The 14,643-nt window shown below is 60.3% G+C and carries 16 protein-coding genes, 2 tRNA genes and 1 pseudogene; 6 read left to right on the top strand and 13 right to left on the bottom strand.

The features are described from left to right. A pseudogene (locus B7X90_RS14290) lies at nt 1-89 on the bottom strand (elongation factor P); the annotation flags it as partial. A 107-nt stretch (nt 90-196) separates the two neighbouring features. Here B7X90_RS14290 and B7X90_RS14285 point away from each other — a divergent pair. Beyond that, nucleotides 197-574, top strand: coding sequence for a hypothetical protein (locus B7X90_RS14285; RefSeq protein WP_292625483.1), 378 nt, complete (start codon nt 197-199; stop codon nt 572-574). Here B7X90_RS14285 and B7X90_RS14280 read toward each other — a convergent pair. The 3 genes from B7X90_RS14280 to thiE form a co-directional block, all read right to left on the bottom strand. Beyond that, a complete protein-coding gene (locus B7X90_RS14280; RefSeq protein WP_292625481.1) occupies nt 571-2,520 on the bottom strand; it encodes an oligopeptide transporter, OPT family in 1,950 nt (649 codons plus the stop codon). The genes B7X90_RS14285 and B7X90_RS14280 overlap by 4 nt on opposite strands. Nucleotides 2,521-2,584: 64 nt before the next feature. After that, nucleotides 2,585-3,682 (bottom strand): L,D-transpeptidase family protein, encoded by a 1,098-nt coding sequence (locus tag B7X90_RS14275; protein ID WP_292625479.1) that lies wholly within the window; start codon nt 3,680-3,682, stop codon nt 2,585-2,587. 54 nt (nt 3,683-3,736) lie between these two features. After that, nucleotides 3,737-4,381, bottom strand: coding sequence for a thiamine phosphate synthase (gene thiE, locus B7X90_RS14270; protein WP_292625477.1), 645 nt, complete (start codon nt 4,379-4,381; stop codon nt 3,737-3,739). An 81-nt stretch (nt 4,382-4,462) separates the two neighbouring features. Here thiE and B7X90_RS14265 point away from each other — a divergent pair, with 81 nt between their 5' ends. Further along, the gene (locus B7X90_RS14265; RefSeq protein WP_292625487.1) at nt 4,463-4,828 is read left to right on the top strand and encodes a hypothetical protein; all 366 of its coding nucleotides are present in this window, start codon (nt 4,463-4,465) and stop codon (nt 4,826-4,828) included. A 60-nt stretch (nt 4,829-4,888) separates the two neighbouring features. On the opposite strand, the gene B7X90_RS14260 is transcribed toward B7X90_RS14265, so the two are convergent. The 5 genes from B7X90_RS14260 to tkt all read right to left on the bottom strand — a co-directional run bounded on the left by B7X90_RS14260 (nt 4,889) and on the right by tkt (nt 10,633). Continuing rightward, a complete protein-coding gene (locus tag B7X90_RS14260) occupies nt 4,889-5,794 on the bottom strand; it encodes a fructose bisphosphate aldolase (RefSeq protein ID WP_292625475.1) in 906 nt (301 codons plus the stop codon). Nucleotides 5,795-5,970: 176 nt separating this feature from the next. Beyond that, nucleotides 5,971-7,158 carry a phosphoglycerate kinase gene (locus B7X90_RS14255; protein WP_292625473.1) on the bottom strand — a complete coding sequence of 396 codons (1,188 nt, stop codon included), beginning with the start codon at nt 7,156-7,158 and terminating at the stop codon, nt 5,971-5,973. Next, entirely contained in the window at nt 7,155-7,625 is a 471-nt protein-coding gene (locus tag B7X90_RS14250; RefSeq protein WP_292625471.1) for an MOSC domain-containing protein, read from the bottom strand. Before B7X90_RS14250 ends, B7X90_RS14255 begins: the two co-directional genes overlap by 4 nt. 12 nt (nt 7,626-7,637) lie before the next feature. After that, nucleotides 7,638-8,645 (bottom strand): type I glyceraldehyde-3-phosphate dehydrogenase, encoded by a 1,008-nt coding sequence (gap, locus tag B7X90_RS14245; RefSeq protein ID WP_292625469.1) that lies wholly within the window; start codon nt 8,643-8,645, stop codon nt 7,638-7,640. A gap of 20 nt (nt 8,646-8,665) precedes the next feature. After that, nucleotides 8,666-10,633, bottom strand: coding sequence for a transketolase (gene tkt / locus B7X90_RS14240; protein WP_292625467.1), 1,968 nt, complete (start codon nt 10,631-10,633; stop codon nt 8,666-8,668). Nucleotides 10,634-10,868: 235 nt separating this feature from the next. On the opposite strand from tkt, the gene B7X90_RS14235 reads away from it, so the two are divergent. From B7X90_RS14235 to B7X90_RS14220, 4 genes are all read left to right on the top strand, one after another. Beyond that, entirely contained in the window at nt 10,869-11,066 is a 198-nt protein-coding gene (locus B7X90_RS14235; protein ID WP_292625464.1) for a hypothetical protein, read from the top strand. Then, on the top strand, nt 11,063-11,386 hold the full coding sequence (locus B7X90_RS14230) for a cell division protein ZapA (RefSeq protein WP_292625463.1): 324 nt from the start codon (nt 11,063-11,065) through the stop codon (nt 11,384-11,386). Before B7X90_RS14235 ends, B7X90_RS14230 begins: the two co-directional genes overlap by 4 nt. 182 nt (nt 11,387-11,568) lie before the next feature. Beyond that, entirely contained in the window at nt 11,569-12,156 is a 588-nt protein-coding gene (locus tag B7X90_RS14225) for a 5-formyltetrahydrofolate cyclo-ligase (protein ID WP_292625462.1), read from the top strand. After that, nucleotides 12,153-12,383: a DUF2842 domain-containing protein gene (locus B7X90_RS14220; RefSeq protein ID WP_292625460.1), complete on the top strand. Its 231-nt coding sequence runs from the start codon at nt 12,153-12,155 to the stop codon at nt 12,381-12,383. The genes B7X90_RS14225 and B7X90_RS14220 overlap by 4 nt, the downstream gene beginning before the upstream one ends. A gap of 80 nt (nt 12,384-12,463) precedes the next feature. On the opposite strand, the gene B7X90_RS14215 is transcribed toward B7X90_RS14220, so the two are convergent. From B7X90_RS14215 to B7X90_RS14200, 4 genes are all read right to left on the bottom strand, one after another. Then, a tRNA-Asp gene (locus tag B7X90_RS14215) sits at nt 12,464-12,540 on the bottom strand. A 7-nt stretch (nt 12,541-12,547) separates the two neighbouring features. After that, a tRNA-Asp gene (locus B7X90_RS14210) sits at nt 12,548-12,624 on the bottom strand. 106 nt (nt 12,625-12,730) lie between these two features. Then, on the bottom strand, nt 12,731-13,306 hold the full coding sequence (locus tag B7X90_RS14205; RefSeq protein ID WP_292625459.1) for a YdeI/OmpD-associated family protein: 576 nt from the start codon (nt 13,304-13,306) through the stop codon (nt 12,731-12,733). 31 nt (nt 13,307-13,337) lie between these two features. Further along, nucleotides 13,338-14,642 (bottom strand): dihydrolipoamide acetyltransferase family protein, encoded by a 1,305-nt coding sequence (locus B7X90_RS14200; RefSeq protein WP_292625458.1) that lies wholly within the window; start codon nt 14,640-14,642, stop codon nt 13,338-13,340. Between the last annotated feature and the right edge of the window lies 1 nt (nt 14,643).

The following is a 14,643-nucleotide window of genomic DNA, read 5'->3' as shown; positions in this document are numbered from 1 at the left end:
TGGGTATGCTGGGTCTTGGCGACCTTCCAGATGCCCTTTTCGTATTCCAGGATATTGCCCGGACGGATGTCCACGCCGCTGATCTTCATGATGGAAAGAACCTTACCGTGAGTAGGGAAGCGCGGCCCTTAGCCGTTCAAAGCCGCAGCTTCAAGCGCGATTGCCTGAAATGGGGCGGGCGTGCTAGCAGAGAGCAATGAAGCGCCTTCCTGTTATCACCATCGCCGCCATCACCTTGGCCAGCGCCGCACAGGCCGTGCCTGGGGGCAAGCTCATGGTGTTGCAGAAAGGTGGTTGGACTTGCGAAATTCCCGGAGACGCGAACACGCTCGCCGCAGAGAAGCCAGAACTGGGTTTTCAGACGATTGCAGATTCGAGCTATGTTGCGCCGGATAACTCCACCGGCACGTATTTGCGGCTGGCAGATCGCGTAACATTAACCAGTGGCACTTTTTCCGGGCGCAGGTTTGTTATGGACGGGGAAGAAATCCTGCGAGAAGTCGCGCAAGATGATACGCAAATTGGCATCCGCTGCGTTCACGCGGGGCCGATCAGGATAGCGACGCCGGGCTAAGCCGAAATACTGTCACGCCGCATCCGCCAGTAGGCGTAGGCAATGATCGCGGCAAAAGCTGTGACGCCAAATGGCAAGCTGACGGAAAAGTCCTCCACCACCGCAAGTGCCTCGGTGTTGTCAGTGCCAGCGACAATCGCTGCGAAGGCAATATTGAACAAGCTGTCACCCACAATGAGGCCGGTGGCGGTCAGCACGCCCATTCGCTCGGCAAATTCGGGCGCGGACTGGCGTGCAGACCACTTGTTGTACAGGTGGCCAAGCACGGTGCCCAGAACGACCATCATCGTTACCTGCGTGGGCAGATACATGCCCATGCCGACAGCGAGCGGGGGCAGCGAGCCTTTGCCTGAGCGCGTGAGCAGTTCGTCTGCGGCGATCACCCCAGTGCCGATGGCCGCGCCGAGTCCGACGAGGTCCCAATCAAGGCTGCCGCCCAGCACTCCTTGCGCAATGGCCGAGATCAGCGAGGCCTGCGGTGCTGACAATGCATCCGGCCCTGCCCCGGGCGCGCCCTGAAAACCGAATGTAGAGTTGAGCAGATCAAGGATCGGCGGAATCACCAGCGCGCCGAACAGCACACCAAGGATCAGTGCGACCTGTTGACGCCATGGCGTCGCGCCAACCAGCTGGCCTGTCTTAAGATCCTGCAGGTTGTCGTTCGAGATCGTGGCGACGCCGAAGACGATCGCAGTTACAAAAAGTGCGAAGGCGACCAGCGCCTTCGTGTCTTCCTCACTGCCACCCTGCCCGAACAGCCCGAGAAGAAGCAATGAAATGCCAAGCGCGGCAAGAATGCCTACGCCTGAAATGGGGCTGTTCGAAGCGCCAATCAGGCCTGCCATGTAGCCACAGACGGAAGCAATGATAATCCCTGCGATCAGCACATAGACAACTGATGCGATCAACGTCATGCCAAGAGCAGCCGCAACCGGACCGCCGACTGCGAAATCAGCCAAAAGTAGTGCAATTGGAATCATCGACGCTAGGATCGTGCCACCTACGATGCCGATGGGAATATCACGCTCGGTGATGTCGAGGCTGGCGTTGCCACCACCTTTGCGCGAAACGTTCGCCGCGATTGCTGCGGTGACTCCGCGCACAATGGGGCCGATCACGCGCAGCAAGGTCCAGATTGCAGCGACGCCAATGGTGCCTGCACCAATGAAGCGGATTTTCTCGCGGAAAATGGTGCCAACGAAATCGGCAAGGTCGGTACCCGGAGGAATTCCGCCAGCAGTCAATTGCGGGAGCAATACGCCAAAACTGATCACAATGCCGATCAGCATCGAAATGCCAACCGCAAGGCCAACGAGATGTCCGACGCCAACCAGAGCGAGTGACAGACCTCCAAACAGCATTGATCCGCCCGAACCGACCTTGAACGCGCCACCCACTTCTTCGACTGCAAGCTTCATCTTGGCCAACAGCGGATAGAGCGCGGAAAGCAGACCACCGGCAGTGACGGCAGCAAGGCCTTTGCGGTTTTCCTCTGCTCCGCCGACGCCTGCGCCAACCTTCAGGACTTCGGCTGCCGCAACACCTTCCGGGTACGGCAGGTCAGAGCCTGTCACCAATGCTCGACGCAACGGCACTGAGTACATCACACCAAGAATGCCGCCGACTGCAATCACCGCGACGGATTCCCAGTAGGGGAAATCCGCCCACCATCCGACCATCACCAGCCCAGGCAGCACGAACACGATGGCCGAGAGCGTGCCTGCCGAGCTGGCAATTGTCTGGACGATGTTGTTTTCCTGGATCGTCGCATCGGAAAACGCGCGCAGGACGGCCATCGAAATGACCGCTGCCGGAATAGAGGTGGCAAATGTCAGGCCGATGCGCAGGCCGAGGTAGACGTTGGCCGCAGTGAACACGACCGTCAGGATCGCGCCCAGCAGGACGCCTCGCAGTGTCAGTTCCCTTGGGCTGGCGATCCCCGTCATGCGCGCTCCATCCGATACAACAAGCGCCCTGTTTTGCACGGCAGGGCGCTTGTGGGAAGCCGCATCAGCTTACGAACGAAACCTTCGTCGAGCCGCTGACCATCTGCGCAAGCCGTGCGGCATCCCAGTTGGTAAGGCGCACACAGCCGTGGCTTTCGGCGCGGCCGATTGTGTGCGGCTCAGGCGTGCCGTGAATGCCGTAGTGCTCCTTGGACAGATCGATCCAAACGACACCGACCGGGCCATTTGGCCCTGGCGGAAGCATATGCTCGCCCTTGCTGTCGGGCACGTCCCAGAACAGGCTGGGGTTATAACTGAACTCTGGATTGTAGGACTTGCCGTTGATTGTCCAATCCCCCAGCGGCAGCGGATCTTTTTCGGAACCAGTGGTGACGGTGAAAAGTGCGACAAGCTTGTCCGCGTCATCGTAAACTTCAAGTGTGCCCTTCGATTTTCTCACGATGATCTTAGCTGCGTCGGGCTGCGCATCGCTGACGCCAAGTGTTGCCAAAGTGGCCAGCCATCCCTTGTTGTCCACTTGAGCCGGATCGATCCGATCTCCACCAACGTTCGGAACGCGGATCTTCTGGTCGGCTGCGAAGGGTGCATTCTGCAGTTGCGGGTTCAATCCACGCAGCACTTCCGGCGTGGTGTGAAATCGCTCCGCCAGCTTTTCGTCGAGGGATGTGTAAGCCATCTCAGGCAGTGTGGACTGCTCTGCCGGGTCTTTTGGGAGGGGTGCGAATGGACCTTTTGCAAAGTCGTCCGGGATTGTGACGATGCGCGTGGCAGCTATGTTCGACCAGCGCGCCAGTGCCTGCATTGTCGGGTCATCAAATTTGCCAGTGACGGGCAGGTCATTGGCCTTCTGAAAGCCGGTTACAGCATTGGTGGTGGACAGACCGGTCTTCCCGTCAATCACGCCGGGTGCAAAGCCGAGCCTTTCGAGCACGACTTGTGCTTGCATCACAGGGCGCGCAGCCTCCTCTGGCTCGGCAGCCTGACCGGGTGCGGGATCATTCGATGCCATTGGAACGACGAACGACAGCGCGTTTGCCACAGCACTTTCAGAGGCGGCAGGATCGGCTTTCTCAGATTGGCAGGCGGAGAGTGCGATTCCCGCGATTGTCAAGGTGATGGCGGCATTAAATGATCGAGACATCATGGCTCCGGGGTCTGTGTTGCTACAGAACCACCGGACACGGTCAGTGTTCCGTCAGGCGTCGGAACTTACGCGGGGATTGGCGCGGATCGCATCGAAGAACGCCGCAACATTGGCTGCTTCATCTCCGTTCCACACGGCATTGCTCACCGCGAGGAAATCTGCGCCAGCCTGAACCAGTGGTGCGCAATTGGCAGGCGTGATGCCGCCAATGGCGACACAGGGCAGTTCGAAGATCGATTGCCACCATTCGAGCAGATCAAGGCCGGCGACGTGCTTGGTTTCCTTGGTGGTCGAAGGGAAGAACGCGCCAAAGGCAACGTAGTCGGCACCCTGATCGCCAGCGTCCATCGCAAAATGGCGACTGTCATGGCACGTCACGCCGATCTGGGCGTTGCGGCCGAGGCGTTCGCGCGCATCCGTGATGTCACCATCTTCCTGCCCAAGGTGGACACCGTCCGCGCCGAGGCGTTTGGCGAGGCTAATAGAGTCATTGACGATGAAAGCCACTTCGTGGTCCGCGCAGATGCGCTGGAGCGGCTCGGCAAGAATTGCTGCTGCGTGTTCGTCCATATCCTTCACGCGGAATTGGAACGCAGCGACCGGCCCCGCGTCAAGCGCGCGGGAAAGGCGGTCGGGGAAATTCCCGCCGACGTCGAGCGGAGAGATCAGGTAGAGTTCTGAGGATAGCTTGGCCATGGCGCGCGCCTTATCGGGAGTCTGCCTTGCCTGCAACGCCGGTTCCAGAACGGTTCATCAATCGGGTGCATTGTGCTGGACATGAAAACAGCATTCTTTGCCCTTGTGACCCTCGCCAGCCTGACCGGTTGCGCAACCATTCCCGTATCCGAGCGCAGCGATGGTTTTGCCGTGATCGGGCAAACGACGCGCGTAGCAGCGGTGAAGATTCGGCCAGAAAGTGTGATTGAGGACAGCCGCTGCCCGATGAACGCACGATGTGTCTGGGCTGGCCAGGTTGTGGTCGATACAACCGTTATGCGCGGGGGCACGGCAGAGCGAAGGCAGTTTACGTTGGGACAACCCGCGGGCGACGGACTGGTGCTTGATACCGTTGAGCCTGGCAAGATGACCGGCAAGCCATTGAAGCCGTCGGACTACTCATTCCATTTCAGCATAAACCAATAAAACGCCCCGCCCCAGCTTTGCTGGTGGCGGGGCGGCCTTTCCGTCCTCTCAAACGGGTGGTTATGCGGCGACGAGCGTCTTTTGCGTTGAGCCGGTGTAGATGTCGTTGATGGCCGCGCCCAGCGCAGCGTCGAATTCCGCGTCGGTCATCTGGTGGCGCAGGTCTTCGAGCAGAGCGCGGCTGAAGCTGGCGATGATGCCGGTGTTCTTGGCAAGTTCAACACAAGCTTCGGGGCGCTTGTAACCGCCAGAGAGCGCAACGACGCGCAGCACCTTGGGGTGATTGACCAGCGGATCGAACGTGCAAGGCGCGACGGGGAGCGAGAGCTTGAGCATGACTTGCGTGCCTTCCGGCAACGTGTCGAGCGCCTTGAGGATTTCATCGAGCAGGATGGCGTCGCATTCGGCGCGGGTTTCGCTCTTGATGTTCACTTCGGGTTCGATGATCGGCATCATGCCATGGCTGAGCACCTGCTTGCCAACCTCGAACTGCTGCGCGACCACAGCGGCAATGCCTTCGCGGTTGGCCGAGTTGATGACCGAGCGTTCCTTGGTGCCATAGACGCCGAGCGCCTTGGACTTTTCGAGCAACGCATCAAGCGTCGGCATCGGCTTCATCAGCTGGACGCCGTTGACCTCATCCTCAAGGCCCTTGTCGATCTTGATGAACGGTACGACGCCTTTTTCGATCAAGGCAGCTGGCACAGACTTGCCATCAACATAGCCGTCCATCGTGCGTTCGAACAGGATTGCGCCGATGACCTTCTCACCGTGGAACGCGTCCGAACGGATGATGCGGGCGCGCATCTCGTGGATCAGGCCGAACATTTCCTCTTCGGTGGTCCAGGCATCTTCGGTCACGCCATAGCCTGCGAGTGCCTTGGGAGTGGAACCGCCCGACTGGTCGAGCGCGGCGATGAAGCCGTTTCCGTTTGCCATCTTCGCAGTCATCTCGGTCGTGTTCATCGGTCCGTCCTATTCTGGCGGAAACCCCGGAATACCGGCTCCGCATACCTATGCGCGAATGCGCCGTAAAAAGACGCTCAGCCATTATGCGAGCGTCTGGAAATAAGGCGCATACCTATGCGAAGTCACGCCATAAGGGAGCGCGTGCCGCAGTGCAACACACGCTCCAGAATTTTTTACGCTTCCAGTGCGGCGACGCCGGGCAATTCCTTGCCTTCCATCCATTCGAGGAATGCGCCGCCTGCCGTCGACACATAGGAGAAATCCCCTGCAACACCAGCATGGTTGAGCGCAGCGACGGTATCACCGCCTCCTGCGACGGAGACAAGCGAGCCTTCCTTGGTCAGCGCGGCAGCAGTCTTCGCGAGTGCAATAGTTGCCGTATCGAAAGGCTCAGTCTCGAAAGCGCCCATCGGGCCGTTCCAGACAAGCGTGCGGCAGGTCTTGAGCACATCGGCCAGCGCTTCGACAGCGGCGGGACCGACATCGAGGATCATTTCGTCGGCTGCAACTTCATGAACATTGCAGGTACGCAGCGACGGTGGATTGGCCGCAAATTCCTTCGAAACCACAACGTCGTAAGGCAAGTGGACCGTGCAGCCCGCCTTGTCCGCGTTTTCGAGAATTTCCTCGGCAGTGCCGGTCAGATCATGTTCACACAGCGACTTGCCGACCGCCACGCCGCGCGCAGCGAGGAAGGTGTTGGCCATACCGCCACCGATAATCAGATGATCGACCTTGCTGACGAGGTGCTTGAGCACGTCGAGCTTGGTCGAAACCTTTGCCCCGCCCACGACGGCCGCAACAGGACGCTCAGGTGCACCAAGAGCCTTCTGAAGTGCCTTCAACTCAGCTTCCATCGCACGTCCGGCATAGGCTGGCAGCGCCTTGGCGAGGCCTTCGGTCGAAGCGTGTGCGCGGTGTGCAGCAGAGAACGCGTCGTTAACGTAGATGTCGCCAAGACTGGCAAAGCGCGCCACAACGGCGGGGTCGTTCTTTTCCTCGCCTCCGAAGAAACGGGTGTTTTCAAGGACCGCGATGGCACCGGGTGCCAGCGCGGCAATAGCAGCCTTGTCACCTTCCCAATCAATGTAGCTGACCGGGCGACCAAGCACATGAGCAAGCGGCGCAGCGAGCTTCTTCAGTGAGAATTCTTCAGAAGGTTGGCCTTTGGGGCGGCCAAAATGGGCAAGAACGAGAACTTTTGCCCCCTTGTCTGCCAGTTCGCACAGCGTGGCGACGGTGGCGCGCAGGCGGGTGTCGTCCGTGACGGCGCCATCGGCCATTGGCACGTTGAGGTCTTCGCGGACCAGTACGGTCTTGCCGGTAAGGTCGCCCAGATCATCAAGCGTCTTGAAGCTCATTCCTCGATCCTCACTTCGTCGCCGACGAAAATTTCACCGTCGGTCAGCACCCGGCCGAGCACGCCGCCGCGCCAATCAGGCATCAGCGCAAGTTTCAGTCCGGGCTGGATTTCGTCCATGCGGCTGCATGGATCACATTCGCAGGTTATTTCGATCCGCAAGGTCTTGCCGATGGCGATGACCCTGCCCGGTTCCCGCGGCAAACGAACGCCTTCGACCAGAAGGTTGGCGCGGCGAATGTACCACGGCATCGCGTGGTCTGGTGCGGGCTGCAGCTCGGAGAGCGCCGCCGCCCAGCTTTCAGCCTCGATCAGCGATACCTGCCGACGCCCCGACTTGCCGGGGCGGATCGCACCGCGCAGGTCACCCCGAACCCCGAGTTCGCGTGTGACCGAAACGTGATCGAGCGTCTCGATCGGCCCGCGCGACCTGTCGTGCCGTGCAATGCCTCCGAGACGCCCGTTCATATCAGAGCGTTCTTACAGAAACTTCGCCATCGCGCCCGCAGTATCGAGCATACGGTTGGAGAAGCCCCACTCGTTGTCGTACCACGAAAGGACGCGGACAAGCTTGCCTTCAAGAACAGCGGTTTCGAGGCTGTCAATGGTCGACGAGTGTGCGTCGTGGTTGAAGTCGATCGAGACGAGCGGCTCTTCGGTGTAACCGAGCACGCCCTTCAGCGCGCCTTCGGCAGCAGCTTTGAGCACGCCGTTGACTTCTTCAAGCGTGGTGTCTCGCTTTGGCGTAAACGTCAGATCGACGACCGACACGTTCGGGGTCGGCACGCGGATCGACGAACCGTCGAGCTTGCCCTTCAGGTCGGGCAGAACTTCACCCACAGCCACGGCAGCGCCAGTGCTGGTGGGGATCATGTTCATCGCAGCAGCGCGGGCACGGCGCGGATCGCTGTGGATCTGGTCGAGGATCTTCTGATCGTTGGTGTACGAGTGGATCGTGGTCATCAGACCGCGCTCGATGCCGATCGCTTCGTGCAAAACCTTGGCCATCGGCGCGAGGCAGTTGGTGGTGCACGATGCATTCGACACGATCTTGTGATCGCCCGTCAACTTGTCATGGTTCACACCATAGACGACGGTGAGATCGACGTTCTTGGCAGGAGCCGAGATCAGGACGCGCTTGGCACCGGCATCAATATGCTTCTGGCCGCCATCACGGTTGGTGAAGAAGCCGGTGCATTCGAGCGCAATGTCGATGCCGTTGGCGGCGTGCGGCAGGTTGGCGGGATCACGCTCTGCCGTAACCTGGATGCGCTGACCGTTGACGATCAGATCGTTGCCATCAACCGAAACGTCGCCCGAAAACGCGCCATGGACGCTGTCACGCTTGAACAGCAGGGCGTTGGCCTTCGCATCGGCAAGATCGTTGATCGAAACCAGCTCAAGGCCGCAATCGGGCCGTTCGAGGATGGCGCGGGCCACGTTGCGCCCGATGCGACCGAAACCGTTGATTGCAACCTTGATAGCCATGTCAGGTATCTCCTGTTGATTTACGAAACCCGCGAAAGGATCTGCGGGACAATCTTGTCGGCGGTGAGGCCGAAATGGTCATAGAGAACATCGATCGGAGCCGATGCGCCGAAGGTGTCGATGCCGATGGTCAGGCCATCGCCGACATACTTCTGCCAACCCAGCGTCACGCCTGCTTCAATTGACACCTTGAGCGCATCCGGCGGCAACAGATCGGCCTTGTAGGCCGCATCCTGCTCTTCGAAAAGCTCCCAGCATGGGAACGACACAACGTCTGCGCCGATGCCCTGTACTTCGAGTGCTGCCGCAACGTCCTTGGCAATCGCCACTTCCGAGCCGGTGGCCAACAGAACGACCTTGCGCGCAGCATTGGCTGCGACGAGGCGGTAAGCCCCCTTTGCGCTCTGCATGTCAGCATCGAAACGCACGGGAGCCAGGTTCTGACGGGTAAGCGCCAGAACGCTGGGCCGATCGTTGTTGGCCAGCGCGAGTGACCATGCCTCGGCGGTTTCAATCGCGTCGGCTGGGCGGAAGACCAGCAGGTTCGGGATCATGCGGAGCGACATGACATGCTCGACCGGCTGATGGGTCGGCCCATCTTCGCCGAGACCGATGGAATCGTGCGTCAAAACATAGATCACGCGCTGGTGCTGAAGCGCCGAAAGCCGGATCGCGTTGCGGCAATAGTCCGAGAAGATCAGGAACGTCCCGCCATAGGGAATCACACCGCCATGCAACGCCATGCCGTTCATTGCGGCGGCCATGCCGAATTCGCGGATGCCATAATAGACATAGCGACCGTCGTAGCTTTCCGGGGCGAACGGCGTAGTCGACTTGGTCTTGGTGTTGTTCGACCCGGTAAGGTCCGCCGAACCACCGACCATTTCGGGCACGTTCGCTGTGAACGCCTCAAGCGCCATTTCGCTGGATTTGCGCGTGGCAACCTTGGGCGGATTGGCGATCAGGGACTGGATGTAGGCATCGTAGCCGGTTTCCGCAGGAAGTTCGCCAGCCATGCGGCGGGCGAGTTCTGCAGCCTTGGGATTGCTGGCAGCGCGACCTTCCCATGCAGCACGAGCCGCCTTGCCTGCGTCTGCCGAAGCGCGCCAGTTGGCCAGAGTGTCTGCCGGGACTTCAAAAGGAACAGCTGTCCAGCCCAGATATTCGCGCGCCGCAGTGATCTCATCGGCGCCCAGCGGCGAGCCGTGGACGTTGTGGCCGCCCTGCTTGTTCGGCGCACCTTTGCCAATGACCGTCCGGCAGGCAACCAGTGACGGGCGCGGATCGGCTTCGGCTTCGGCCAGAGCGCGGGCGATATCTGCAAAGTCATGGCCATCGCATGTGGTGACATGCCATCCCGACGCAGTGTAGCGTCCAAGGATGTCTTCTGTGGTCGAAAGCGACGTATCGCCGTCAATCGTGATCTTGTTGTCGTCCCACAGCACGTTGAGGCGACCGAGCTTCAGCGTGCCGGCAAGACCCACGGCTTCGTGGTTGATGCCTTCCATCAGGCAGCCGTCACCGGCGATCACCCAGGTCTTGTGATCGACCAGATCGTCGCCAAACTGGGCATTCAGGTGACGCTCTGCCATTGCAAAGCCTACCGCCATCGCCACACCCTGCCCCAGCGGGCCGGTGGTGCATTCCACGCCGTCGATCAGGAAGTTTTCCGGGTGCCCTGCACAGACGCTATCAATCTGGCGGAACTTGCGGATGTCATCCATCGTCGGGCTTTCGTAGCCCGTCAGATGCAGCAACGCATAAATCAGCATCGAGCCGTGACCGGCTGAAAGCACGAAGCGATCACGGTCCGACCAGTTGGGGGCCGAAGGATCATGCTTCAGGAACTGCGTCCACAACACCGTGGCAACATCGGCCATGCCCATTGGCATACCGGGATGTCCCGAATTGGCTGCCTGGACTGCGTCCATGGCAAGCGCACGGATCGCGTTGGCCATAGGAGCCAGCGCGGTGGTTTCGCGTGTCATGCTTGAAATTAGCCCTTCCCTGTTCATGCCGCCAGCATCTGGCCAGCACGAAATCCGCTGATTCGGAGCCCGGCCTCTTTGGTCATGGGAACGCCATGGGTCAAGGCTGCGGGGCCGTGTTCTTTGCTGCAAATGCGTTGTCCTACGCTGTCTCTACCAAGGCGCCAGTGCATTCCCCCGAATAAGGGTTGTGCGACGGTTGCGGTAAAGGCCCAATCTGGTAGTTTCACCGACCATGACGATGGATGGATTGGGCACCGCCTTGGACCGGCTTGAGCAAGCGCTCGTGCGGGTTGAAACGGCAGTTACGCAACGGGGCACGGAGTCGGCCGAGGAGTTAGCGCTTCTCAAGGTCAGGCACCGCAAGCTGAAAGATACGGTTGCACAGGAGTTGCGCCAGTTGGACCTGTTGCTGGCAGGCCTGCCCAAATGAGCAACCTGACACTGTCAATCGGCGGCCGTCCGTTCACTGTTTCCTGTGCCGATGGCGAGGAAGATCATATCTCGATGCTCGGTCGCATGATCGACGAGCGCGCGAGCCGAATGGGTACCGGGCAAACAGAGCCGCGCATGTTGCTGTTTTCTGCACTGATGCTGGCCGATGAACTGCACGAAACCCACCGAAATTCCCCTGTTTCAGCACCTTCAGGTCCGGTAACCAGCACCGAAATTGATGTCGGGATCGTCGCTCGTGTAAACAGCCTTGCCGAACGCATCGAATCTCTGGCGGCGACTTTGGAGCAAGCCCCTTGAGAAACGGTCTGTGAATGCCTAGATCAATCGCGACGGGATCTGCCCGGCACGAGCCGCATTGTCTGGGATCCTGGTCCCGGGCAAGCGGTCCCCACCTGACGTCGAGGCGTCAGAGGATTTTCCGAGCTAACGACCACGGTGGGCCCGTCACCCTCCTTCTTTGCCGAATTACGGAGCCTCGCGTGGAAGCCAAGAATGGGCTGCGCAGTGAATTGAGAGCGCGCCGCAACGCCCATGTTCTGGCGATTGATCCGCGTGTTATGGCGCTGATGTTCAAGCGGCCGCCGTCACCTGTAGCAGCGTTGGTGCCCGAAGGGGCTGTAGTAGGGCTATATGTCGCCGGTCCGGCAGAGGCGCCCGCGACTGCCTATGCACGGTACTTCCATGAAGCGGGTCACAAGGTTGCTCTGCCGTGGTTTGAATCGCGCGCGGCACCGATGGTATTCCGCGAATGGACCTCACCCTGGGGGGACGATCTGCTTGAGCCGGGGCCATGGAAGGGCATTGTGCAACCGGCCAGCGACGCCGCTCTGGTGGTGCCCGATGTGCTGTTTGTGCCGTTGGTCGGATTTTCTGCTAATGGTGGCCGATTGGGGCAAGGTGGTGGACACTATGACCGCTGGCTGGAAGCGAATCCATTTGCCCGCCCCATCGGCCTTGCTTGGGATTGCCAGTTGGTAGACGATCTTCCGCGCGAGCCGCATGACGTTCCGCTCCATGCCGTGGTAACGCCCACGCGAATCTACGGACCGTGGGAGCATGCAGCGTGACACAGCCGGAAAAGCCGGATTGGCGGCCCACCTGGCGCAAGCCGGTGGGCATCATCGCGCTGGTTGTGGCGCTGTGCATCTACGTCTTCGCCGTCGCCTCAGCTTCGGCCATCATCGGTGGGTGGCATGTGTTGGTCCAGACGCTGGCCTACATCGTGCTGGGCACGGTCTGGCTGCTGCCGCTGCGGCGCTTCCTGATCTGGATGGAAACCGGGCGCTGGAGCTGATTGAAGCGCAGGTCTGACAAGAGCGTGGCGTAAGCCCCTGCCCCATTCACATGGCTGGTAAGATTAGAAAATTCCCAAGGTGGCGCGAGTGACGGGACTTGAACCCGCGACCCTCGGCGTGACAGGCCGATACTCTAACCAACTGAGCTACACCCGCGTCCCAATGGCGCGAGTGACGGGACTTGAACCCGCGACCCTCGGCGTGACAGGCCGATACTCTAACCAACTGAGCTACACCCGCTCACCCTTGGGAGCGCTGCCTCTATGGCAGAGCTTGCGGGCTGTCAACGCTGTTCGTGCACCATTTTCGGCTCTCCGCAAATTTCCTGAAAGATAACCCCAACGGGTCAGCATTTCTGGTACTCCCAGTTGCGCGTCTTGCCCTCGCCGATCCATTCGACGGCCTGCACGATGCGCTTTTTGCGTGTGGTGACGGTCTTCGCCTCTACAATCCATTCGATGTATTCGCGGCGCTGCCCCGGTGCCATCGCGTCAAAACGATCGCGCACAGCGGCATCTTCCAGAGCATCGGCAAAGCTGGATGGCATGTCGGGTACAGGCTTTGGCGCTGCCTTCGGTTTTGAAGCTGTTGACGCTGACGACAGCCGTTCCACCGCTGCATGCAACCGCTGAATGACCTGTTCCTCGTCAGGAAACTGGTCAAGGCTGGCGATCTTGCGGAAGGGGCCTGTTCCGCCGGGCTGCTCATCATGGTGAAAGAACACCGAGACGTGTGCTTTGAATGCGGCCATCCCCGCAAGGTTCTTACCCCGCAATGTGAAGTGCGGCATACCCCATTTGATCGCCTCGACGCAGTCTGGAATTTCACGGTGGACCAGTGCGCGGAAGCGCTCAAGGACCGGGCGGGCGAATTCTCCTGCCTTGGCAATGTGCGCATCGATACGCGGATCGATTGTCGGCATGGGCGTCTCCCTTTTCAGAGAGGATACCACATCAATCTGCCAGCAAAAGTACCGGCGTTTCGATCAGCTTCCTGACCGCTTGAACAAAACTTGCTGCGTCATGGCCATCTACGACGCGATGATCGCAACTGATCGAGATGTTCATCAGCTTGCGCTTCTCGATGCGCTCTCCGCCCATGCCGTCAGGCACAAACATCGGGCGCTCGACGATGCGGTTGGGGCCGATGATGGCAACTTCCGGGCGGTTGATTACAGGCGTAGTGGCAATACCACCAAGCGGGCCCAACGACGTGACTGTCAGCGTGGAACCCGACAGTTCCTCGGACTTTGCATTGCCGCTGCGTGTGGCGTCAGCAAGGCGGACAATCTCGCGCGCCAACTGCCACAGGTTCAGGCCTTGCGCATTGCGGATCACGGGGACCATCAAGCCCGCCGGGGTCTGCGCCGCCATGCCGAGGTGGACCGCGCCATAGCGCGTGACCACACCCGCCTCGTCGTCATACCGCGCGTTGATCATCGGAAATTGCGGCAGCGCGCGGCAGATAGCGGTGATGAGCAGCGGGAGCAGGGTCAGCTTAGGTTTGTCACCACGATGTGCGTTCAATTGCTCGCGCATCGCCTCAAGCGCGGTCACATCGCATTCCTCTACATAGGAGAAGTGCGGGATGTGGCGCTTTGAAGCAGCCATGTTCTCGGCAATGCGGCGGCGCATGCCGATGACCTTGATGACCTCATCGCCCCGTTCGCGGCCGGCGGAGCGGTATCCGCCTTGCGCATTGTAGGCGAGGAACTGGTCGAGGTCGGCGTGGCGGATGCGGCCCTCTTCCGATGGACGAACTTCGGCAAGGTCAATGCCGAGATTGCGCGCGCGCTGGCGCACGGCGGGGCTGGCGAGGACTTTCACGCTTGCTTCGTGCCCGACGGCAACTTTGGCCACTTTGGCCGGAACAGAAATTGGCTCAGCTGCGGGCGGCGGCACCGCTGCCTCGATTTTGGCAACATCTGCCGCATCGGGCGTTTCAGCCTCAATGCGCTCTTCTACCATATCGGCCTTCGGTGCAGGCGCAGAAGTAGGCGCAGCGCTCTCCCCTTCCCCCTCGGTCTCGATCACCACCAACGCCGAGCCGATCGCCACCACGTCGCCAACTTCGCCTGCGATCGAGACGACTTTGCCGGTAACCGGGCTTTCCATCTCGACCGTGGCCTTGTCGGTCATCATGTCGGCAAGGCGGCCGTCTTCCTCGACCATGTCACCCACGGCCACGTGCCAAGCGACGATTTCAGCCTCGGCGATGCCTTCGCCGATATCGGGCAGGCGGAATGTGTAAGTTCCCATG

The sequence above is a fragment of the Novosphingobium sp. 17-62-19 genome, from assembly GCF_002256775.1.
In the GTDB taxonomy this organism is placed as follows: Bacteria; Pseudomonadota; Alphaproteobacteria; order Sphingomonadales; family Sphingomonadaceae; genus Novosphingobium.
The sequence above is the reverse complement of the archived record's forward strand: the minus strand, read 5'-3'. Positions and strand labels throughout refer to the sequence as shown.